Genomic DNA, 6,563 nt, shown 5'->3' with positions numbered 1-6,563 from the left:
AGAGCGCGTTTGGTTTGTGGGTGGGTCGGGTGTGCCGCACAGTGGGTCCGGTCGATGGATGTAGCTGGGTCGGTAGACGGGTATGGATCGAGTGCGGCGGTACCCGTCTGACCTGACCGACGCCGAGTGGGAGATCATCGAGCCGATGTTGCCGTCCCCGCAGTGGATGGGCAGACCGGAGAAGCATCCCCGGCGGGCCGTGATCGCGCGATCTTGTACGTGGTGCGCACTGGTTGCGCGTGGCGGTACCTGCCGGTGGACTTTCCGCCGTGGCAGACCGTGTACGCGCACTTCGCCCGGTTGAACAGGCGGGGTGTGACCGAGCGGATCCTGACCGAGCTACGTGAGCAGATTCGGGTGGCTCACGGCCGGGAGCCCGAGCCCACGGCGGGGATCATCGACTCGCAGAGCGTGAAAGGCGCTGACACCGTGCCGCGGGACTCCCGCGGTTACGACGCCGGGAAGAAGATCAACGGCCGGAAACGGTTCATCGTCACCGACACTCTTGGTCTGCTGGTCACCGTCTGGGTCCTGGCCGCGTCCTGGCAGGACCGCGACGGCGCCAAGGGCGCACTACTGGCCACCTACGCGGCCACGCCGATCCGGCATGTCTTCGCCGACACCGGCTTCGCCGGCCGCCTCGTCGACTGGGCCCGAGACCTGCTGCGCACTACCGTCGAGATCGTCCGTAAGCCCGCCGACCAGAAAGGGTTCGTCGTGCACCCACGCCGCTGGGTCGTGGAGCGGACCCTGGCCTGGATCACCGCGCACCGCCGCCTGGCCCGCGACTACGAAACCCACCGCGCAACGTCCGAGGCCATGATTCGGTGGGCCGCCCTCGGCGGCATGCTCCGCCGCCTTGCCCGAGGCGAAGCCGCCACCCGNCCAACAACGCCTCACCTTCAACACACCCGACTGATAGCAATGTGAAACGCGCTCTGAGGTAAGAGCGCAGGGCTGCGTCTGTCGTCAATCCAGCGCCAGTCGAAGGCCTCTGCTTCCTCCGCCAGACTGAGCACCGTCAGATCGAAAGCGTAGTTGGCGAAGCTCCGGCCGGTGAACGGGTCGCGCTGGACGACGTGCTCCAGCCGGTCGAGTANCCAACAACGCCTCACCTTCAACACACCCGACTGATAGCAATGTGAAACGCGCTCTCAGGTCGCGTTGACGGCCTGGCGGCGTCTCGGCGTCGCCGCACAGGCCGCGTAGCAGGACTGACAAAGTCCGGTGGGCGTGCGATCGTGGACCGGTGCCACTAAGTCAGGTTCGGTACGTGCCCAATTGGCGAACCCATAGCCCAGCGCTGCTGACGAGTGACGGCTTCGCGATTCGGCTAAATGACGCCGCCGAGTTTCTCGCCCCGCGCGAGGCCGTAGAGGACGTTTCCCTCGCTTCTCTTAGGCGTGCACTTATTGCGGCGGCCGAGGATTACGGATTGCTCGGAGAGCGCACGTCCGGGCGCGACTTTCGTGCCCTCTCGCTCTATTTCAAAGAAGTTGAATCAGAGTTGGCATATGAGGACTATGTTCCTTACGCGGACTGCAATATCGACCTCATGCAGTCACGCACCCTCACCTTAGAGCTGAGTCTGTATCTTGAGGCGGATCTAGACGACAGCGATGTGACTACGTCGATAGCCTACCTACTGGGTAGACACCGCGCCCGTCTTCGAGAAGTTGAGCCTGAGGGCTTCGACAAGTATTGCATCTGGCATGTCCGGGTCGACATTGATCGTCGAGGCAGGACTGTTGGGCAGGTCCTTCGACTGGCAGATGAGATGTCGGAGCTGATGCGCACGTTAGAAGGTCGCGGTAGCCCTCAGCTCGAACCTCTCTGGGCTCTTCTACGCTCGGGCAAGTTCAGCGCGCTGATCGGCCAGCCGGAATCCGCGACTCTGGAAGTTAAGTCGCAGGGATACCTGCTCAGCAATGAGGCCGACAAGGTTGAGCTGGCCCAAGACGTTGCTAGGTTCGCGAACGCCGAAAGAGGCGGCATTCTCATTGTGGGGATGCGAACGAAAAGAACGAAGGGCGAAGAGGTGATATCTCGCATCACGCCAGTCCTCGACGTTTCCAGGAATACTGCCGCCCGATACAGGTCGATAATTGACCAGCGAATTTACCCTCCGGTCGACGGGCTCGAAGTTGCGATAGCGGAGGTCGAGCCGCAGGCTTTCCTTATCCTCGTGAAAGTACCGCCTCAACCCGAGGAGCTTAAACCGTTCATCGTGCATGGAGCAATAGTTGGCGACCGCCTAGAGGGTGCTTTCATTTCAATTGTTCGCCGACGTGATGAGGGTTCAATTCCAATCTCTGGCCCGGCAATACATGCCTGGCTTTCCGCCGGTCGCGCTCTAATGCGAGGCGGGCATCTCCCGGCTACCGCACCGGGCTCCAACTCATCCCGTCTGCCATCGACCCGCCCTCCTGGGANGGCCGCCGCCCGGCCCGCCACGTCAAGCGGACCTTGACGCACGTTCGGACGCTGGCGGGTCGGGCGATGGTCTGCTCGGCTTGCCCGGGTCGATGGCAGGCGGGATGGCCTACCGCAACCACCCACGGACCGCGACCCGCCAACGCAACCCCGGCCGTCCTGGAGCCGGAGCGCCCCCGCCGGAGGCGCTCTAACCGCAGCCCCGCGACTGCCTCCAGCTTGCCGACGCGGCCGGCGTGCACTCCCCTTCGCCGCGCGGACTCGTGGCCGCGCGGCCCGGCCGGCTGCCGGCTGCCCACAACACGTCAACGCTGCTGCGTCGAGCAGGTCCGCAAGCTGCTCGCCGCGACCGAGGGCCACCGGTTGCACCCGCTCTACGTCGTGGCGGCCACGCTCGGGCTCCGGCGTGGGGAACTGCTCGGGCTGCGCTGGTCAGATCTGGACCTGGACGCCGGCACTGCCGCGATCGGTCAGACCGTCCAGCGGACTGCCGCCGGGCTGCACCTGCAAGACACCAAGACCGAGGAGTCGGAGAGCATCCTTCCTCTGCCCGACTGGACCTGGCTGGTACTGCTCGACCATCAGGAGCGCCAGCGCCGGGAACGCGCCCGGCTGGCCGAGGTGTGGCAGGAACACGGCCTGGTCTTCCCCTCCGAGGTCGGCACCCCGATGGAGCCCCGCAACCTGAACCGCCACTTCGCGGCGCTGCGGGAGCGGGCCGGTTGTCCGGACGTCCGGCTACACGACCTGCGGCACACCGTCGTGTCCCTGCTGATGGAGCTGGGCGTCCCGCCGCACGTCGTCCAGGCCATCGCCCGGCACGCGGATGTGAAACTGACCCTCAAGGTCTACTCACACACCAACCTCGACGCCATGCGCCAGGCGCTCGGCAAGCTCGACGGACGGCTGTCCTGAGCGTTACTGCTGTCACCGTTGCTGTCACCGCCCTGGGGAGTGATCTTCCTGGGGCGGTTTTCGCTGCTGATGAGTGGTGGGCGCGGCAGGTTTCGAACCTGCGACCCCTCGCTTGTAAGGCGAGTGCTCTCCCACTGAGCTACGCGCCCGGAACGCCCGTACGGCGGGCCGGAGCGGCAAGCTTACCTGCCGGCCTCCGGCCCGGTCGAACGTGTCTGGGGTGGGATCTCAGGCGGCGACGGCCTCCGCCAGCGCCTTGCGCCAGCCCTGCTGGTCGCGCGCCTCGCCGGGCATGTTCATCTCGGCGAACCGGACCACGCCGGCCTTGTCGATGACGAAGGTGCCCCGGTTGGCGATGCCGGCGACGTCGTTGAAGACGCCGTACGCCTGGGCCACCGCGCCGTGCGGCCAGAAGTCGGCCAGCAGCGGGAACTGGAAGCCCTCCCGGTCGGCCCAGATCTTGTGGGCGTAGACCGAGTCGACGCTGACGGTCAGCACCTGGACGTCGTCGCTGACGTACTCGTTGAGGTTGTCCCGCACCTCGCACAGCTCGCCNTGTTCTGGTCCTTGAGCAGGAAGTCCGGCGCCTCGGCACCAACCTCGATGGGCATGCGTTCTCCTACTTCTTGGTCTTCGACCCGCGGCGCAGCACGAGGCGGGCGCCACTCCAGTCGCGGCCGGCGTTGATGGTGGAGGTCTGCTGGAGCCCGGCGGTCTGCGCGCTCTCCGCGACCTCGCTCGGCTCGACGTGGCCGTCCCGGCCGGACTTGGGCGTCAGGAGCCACACCACGCCGTTGTCCGCCAGCGGCCCGAGGGCGTCGACGAGCACCTCGAAGAGATCACCGTCTCCGTCGCGGTGCCAGACCAGAACCGCGTCGACCACCTCGTCGGTGTCCTCGTCGACCAGATCCCCACAGCGGTCGGTCAGGGCGTCTCGGAGATCGGAGTCGACGTCGTCGTCGTAGCCCATCTCCATGACGACCATGCCCGGCTCGATCCCGAACCGGTCCGCCAGGCTGCGTACCCCGTCGGCGGCCTGACCAGCGGTCGCGCTCACTGTCGCGTGCCTCCTCGTCTCATCCCTGCTCGTGGCGTCGGGTGACGCCGTCGCGCCCAGTCCACACAGTTGCGGCTCACGGCGCAAGTGGCACACCGGGTGGAACGGAATTTACCGTGCCAGCAGCGTACGGGCACCCTGGGTAATGGCTTCCACCGAGACCAGCACCTGCTGAGCAGCCGGACCTAATGGTACAAACGAGTCAAGGGCGGCCACTCGTCGCGCCGCGCCGACGTAGCCGGTGTCGACCAGCGTGGCCAGCACGCCCTCCCCCACCCCGCCGGTGCGCCGCGTCTCGTCCACCACCAGCACCCGGCCGGTCGCCGAGGCCTCCCGGATGATGTCGGCCACCGGCAGCGGGGCGAGCCAGCGCAGGTCCACCACCCGGGTGCCGACGCCCTCGTCGGCCAGCGTGGCCGCGGCCCGCAACGACATCCGCACCCCGTTACCGAAGGTGATGATGGTCAGGTCGTCGGCCGAGCCGATCCCGTACACCCGGGCCCGGCCGACCGGTACGTGCCGGTCCGCCCAGGCGGCCGGCTCGGCGTACTCGGCCAGCCACTCGCCGTCGCCCTCGGCGTACAGGTCGCGGGTGTGGTAGAGCGCGATCGGCTCCAGGAAGACGCAGACGGCACCGTCCGCCCGGGCCGCCGCCAGGCAGGTACGCAGCATCGGCGCGGCGTCGTCCGGCCGGGCCGGCACCGCGATCACCAGCCCCGGCACGTCGCGCAGCACCGCCAGCGAGTTGTCGTTGTGGAAGTGCCCGCCGAAGCCCTCCTGGTAGGCCAGGCCGGCCACCCGCACCACCATCGGGTTGCGGAACGCCCCCCGGGAGAAGAAACGCATGGTGGCCGCCTCGCCGCGGAGCTGGTCCTCGGCGTTGTGCAGGTACGCCAGATACTGGATCTCCGGCACCGGCAGCATCCCGGCCAGCCCGGCGCCCAGCCCGAGCCCGAGGATCGACGTCTCGTCGAGCAGCGTGTCGAACACCCGGGCCGCCCCGAAGCGGTCCCGCAGCCCCTTGGTCACCCCGTACACCCCGCCCTTGGCGGCCACGTCCTCGCCGAACACGGCCATCCGGGGGTGGTCGAGCATGCCGTCGGCCAGCGCCGCGTTGATGCTCTGCGCCAGCGTCAGCGGCCCGGTCAACTCCGGCGGCTTGCCGCCGAACGCCTCCGCCCGCGCCCCGGCGCCCGGCCCCACCGCCCGCGCCGCCGAGTCGGCCACCATCCGGGCCACCCGCGCCGGCCGGCGCGGCGCCAACTCCGCGACGACCTCGACCGGGGAGGCCAGCTTCGGCTCGTCGAGCACCTCCTCGGCGATCCGGCGTAGCTGCCAGCCCCGCTCGTCGTACCGGGCGAGCAGCTCCTCGCCGCTGGCGTACCCGGCCGCCACCAGCCGCCGGGCGGTGGCGAGCAGCGGATCCCGGGCCACGTCCGCGGCGATCTCCGCCGGACTCCGGTACGCGGTCTCCGCGTCCGCCCCGGCGTGCCCCATCAGCCGTACCGTGTCCAGGTGCAGCACGGCGGGCCGGCGGTGCCGGCGTACCCAGGCCGCCGCCTCCGCCGCCACCCGGTAGGTCTCGACCACGTCCGTGCCGTCGGCGGCGAAGTAGCGGATGCCGGGCCGCGACCGCAGCGTCGTCGCCACCCACCCGTGCGGCGAGCGGACGCTGATGCCGAGCCCGTTGTCCTCGCACACGAACAGCACCGGGATCCGCAGCCCGCTGTGGTCGTACCAGCCGGCGGTGTTGAACGCGGCCGCGGCCGTCGCATGGTTGACCGAGGCGTCGCCGAAGGAGCAGACCACCACGGCGTCCGCCGGCCAGGCCGCCACCTCCGCCGGGTCACCGTCGCCCCGCCGCCCGCTGCGGCGCAGCCGCTCCAGGGCCAACCCCAGGCCCACGGCCCGGGGCAGGTGCGAGGCGATGGTGGAGGTGGTCGGCACGACCGCGAGGTCGGCCCGCCCGAAGACCTTGTGCCGTCCCCCGGCGATCGGATCCGCGGCGGAGGCCACCATCCCGCGCAGCACGTCACGCGCCGCCGCCGCGTAGGCGTCGTCGAGCGACAGCGGCGGCAGACCGGGTACGCCGACAGTCGCGTCGCCGTCCGAGTCCACGATCACGCCGACCCCACTCGGCAGCCGACCCGCCTCGCCG

Annotated in this window: 5 protein-coding genes, 1 tRNA gene and 1 pseudogene; 3 read left to right on the top strand and 4 right to left on the bottom strand. The window is 69.0% G+C overall.

Annotated features, from left to right (window positions below):
• Positions 1-82 precede the first annotated feature (82 nt).
• The 3 genes from B1205_RS25900 (at position 83) to B1205_RS25890 (ending at position 3,348) form a co-directional block, all read left to right on the top strand.
• Positions 83-930 (top strand): IS5 family transposase gene (locus tag B1205_RS25900; protein ID WP_441338564.1). Its coding sequence is split into 2 segments (ribosomal slippage): positions 83-203 and positions 203-930, totalling 849 coding nucleotides; the frame shifts between segments, so codons are not numbered across the junction.
• A 625-nt stretch (positions 931-1,555) separates the two neighbouring features.
• Positions 1,556-2,470 carry an AlbA family DNA-binding domain-containing protein gene (locus tag B1205_RS33620; protein ID WP_441338566.1) on the top strand — a complete coding sequence of 305 codons (915 nt, stop codon included), beginning with the start codon at positions 1,556-1,558 and terminating at the stop codon, positions 2,468-2,470.
• A gap of 182 nt (positions 2,471-2,652) precedes the next feature.
• On the top strand, positions 2,653-3,348 hold the full coding sequence (locus tag B1205_RS25890) for a site-specific integrase (RefSeq protein WP_254910204.1): 696 nt from the start codon (positions 2,653-2,655) through the stop codon (positions 3,346-3,348).
• A gap of 74 nt (positions 3,349-3,422) precedes the next feature.
• Here B1205_RS25890 and B1205_RS25885 read toward each other — a convergent pair.
• The 4 genes and pseudogenes from B1205_RS25885 to B1205_RS25870 all read right to left on the bottom strand — a co-directional run.
• A tRNA-Val gene (locus B1205_RS25885) sits at positions 3,423-3,497 on the bottom strand.
• Between the two features lie 79 nt (positions 3,498-3,576).
• Positions 3,577-3,959: pseudogene (locus B1205_RS25880) on the bottom strand (redoxin domain-containing protein).
• Between the two features lie 8 nt (positions 3,960-3,967).
• Positions 3,968-4,405, bottom strand: a complete 438-nt coding sequence (locus B1205_RS25875) for a DUF3052 domain-containing protein (RefSeq protein WP_089157979.1) — start codon at positions 4,403-4,405, stop codon at positions 3,968-3,970.
• A 111-nt stretch (positions 4,406-4,516) separates the two neighbouring features.
• Positions 4,517-6,563, bottom strand: a 2,047-nt coding sequence (locus B1205_RS25870) for a thiamine pyrophosphate-dependent enzyme (protein ID WP_089157992.1), incomplete at its 5' end; no start/stop codon positions are given.

Source organism: Micromonospora sp. NBS 11-29, assembly GCF_002140155.1.
Taxonomy (GTDB): Bacteria; Actinomycetota; Actinomycetes; order Mycobacteriales; family Micromonosporaceae; genus Micromonospora.
The sequence above is the reverse complement of the archived record's forward strand: the minus strand, read 5'-3'. Positions and strand labels throughout refer to the sequence as shown.